General features: G+C 43.7%; 3 protein-coding genes. All 3 read left to right on the top strand.

The features are described from left to right. Window positions 1–92 precede the first annotated feature (92 nt). Complete coding sequence (locus GY843_RS11800; RefSeq protein ID WP_297309835.1) at window positions 93–407, top strand: transposase; 315 nt, start codon at window positions 93–95, stop codon at window positions 405–407. After that, entirely contained in the window at window positions 401–757 is a 357-nt protein-coding gene (tnpB, locus tag GY843_RS11805) for an IS66 family insertion sequence element accessory protein TnpB (RefSeq protein WP_297309837.1), read from the top strand. Before GY843_RS11800 ends, tnpB begins: the two co-directional genes overlap by 7 nt. A 64-nt stretch (window positions 758–821) precedes the next feature. Further along, on the top strand, window positions 822–2,020 hold a 1,199-nt coding region (locus GY843_RS11810; RefSeq protein ID WP_297309839.1), incomplete at its 3' end, for an IS66 family transposase.

Genomic DNA, 2,020 nt, shown 5'->3' on the forward strand with positions numbered 1-2,020 from the left:
AACGTAAGGTTCCGGCCAACTGCATCTTGCTAGCTCTCACGTAAACGCGATAATGATCTCTGTTAATGACTAATTCATGGAGATCACCAACTATGCGAAGAAGGCATCTACCGACTCAACAGTGGAAACAACTTATTCAAGAGTGGCAAAGCAGCAGCCTATCTGTTTTGCAGTTTTGTAGAAATAAGGATATACCAACATCTGCATTCTATCGTTGGAAAGCCAAGTTCAAGCTGTCTGAGGGCAACAAACCTAAACCATTTGTTCAAGTCAAATTGTCCCAGAGTAACCATGCAAATCTTGAATTAGTGTTAAATGCAGGCCATGTCTTGAGGTTTTCTGAAGCGACTGATAAGAAAGCATTGGTTTCGGCTCTTGAAGCGTTCAAAGAGGTGGGCTTATGTTGATGCTGCCTGCTTCTGTGAAAGTATTTCTGTGTACTCAACCGACGGATATGCGATGTGGTTTTAATAAGCTGTCCATGCTGGCTGAGCATATGATGCAACAGGACCCACTAGCGGGTCACTTGTTTGTCTTCTTCAATAAGGTTGGTGATAAGTGTAAAATCCTTTGGTGGGATAGGACCGGCTATGCGATCTGGTATAAGCGCTTAGAAGAGGGGACGTTTGAACGTTTACAAGGCCCTGATCAGGGTATGTCTCTCGAAATAGATATGGCAAAACTCTCCTGGATACTGGAAGGCATTGACTTGTTTAAAACACGCCGAAGAAAGCGTTATGAGCGTAAAATAAGTTAATAATAATATGCATTTATAAGGCTTCTCGCTGGCAATATCTGCATAGTTTGGTATAATACAAACCATGACAGAAGACAGCTTGATAACTGCAAAATCATCCGACAAAGAACTCCCCAATGATGTGAAAGTCCTTAAGCACATGGTACTCACATTGCTTGGACAGATTGATGATTTGCAAGGCCAATTGCTGTATCTGAAGAGGCAGATGTTTGGCAAAAAGAGCGAGAAGTTCAATCCTAATCAGTTACTGATGTTCCAAGATCTTTATGATGAGATTCAAGGCAAGATTGATGATCAAGAAGACTCGCCTCCTAAGAAGCCCCAAAAACGTACACGGCCAAACGCCAATCATAAAGGTAGAAAACCATTCCCTCCTGATCTACCAAGAGATACCGTTGAAATAGAACCCTCCCAAGAAGAAAAGATCTGTTCTGATTGTGGCTCTGAAAAACAGCGTATGGGTGAAGAAGTCACAGAGAAACTGGATTACATTCCTGCAAGTATTCGAGTTAAACGCTTTGTAAGGCCTAAGTATGCCTGTCAACCCTGTCAGGGCAATATCTCCATTGCAGATTTGCCGCCTATGGCGATTGATAAAGGCATTCCAGCTGAAGGCTTACTAGCCCATGTCATTACCAGTAAATATGCCGACCACTTACCCTTAAATCGCTTGGAAGGCATCTTGAAACGTCACGGTATTGACATTAACGTTTCGACGATGTGTGATTGGGTCGCTCGCTGTAGCGATTTACTGGCACCTCTAAGCGAACGTTTTCGTCACACGATTCTTGAGTCTCTCAAAGTTCATTGTGACGCTACGGTTGTACCTGTCAAAAGCAAAAAACGCAAAGGTTCAACCTACAATGGTTACCTCTGGGCGTATATTGGCACCTCCAATGATGTCTACTTTGACTTTACTCAGACTCAAAGTCGAGCTGGGCCCAATGCCTTTTTCAAAGACTATCAAGGTTATGTACAGGTCGATGCCCATAGCAGCTTTAACGACTTGTTCAAACAAGGCAGCAACATGATTGAAGTAGGCTGTCATGCGCACGCACGACGCAAATTTGATCAAGCAATGGATGATGATCCCATTCGTTCAATACAGGCCTTGTTGTTATGGAAAAAGCTGTATGAGATCGAACCCAAGGCGGGCGATGCCCCTCTGAGCCCTGAGGATCTGTTAGGACGTCGCCAAGAGAAATCAAAGCCTCTCTTTCAAGAGCTCTATCGTTTAATTGAGCAATGGCAGCCCTTGGTTCT

Source organism: Neptuniibacter sp. (genome assembly GCF_024231755.1).
GTDB lineage: Bacteria > Pseudomonadota > Gammaproteobacteria > Pseudomonadales > Balneatricaceae > Neptuniibacter.

Bases quoted from the DNA above. Each gene is read 5' to 3' on its own strand.
- tnpB (WP_297309837.1), top strand. From the start codon at position 401: ATGTTGATGCTGCCTGCTTCTGTGAAAGTATTTCTGTGTACTCAACCG.
- GY843_RS11800 (WP_297309835.1), top strand. From the start codon at position 93: ATGCGAAGAAGGCATCTACCGACTCAACAGTGGAAACAACTTATTCAA.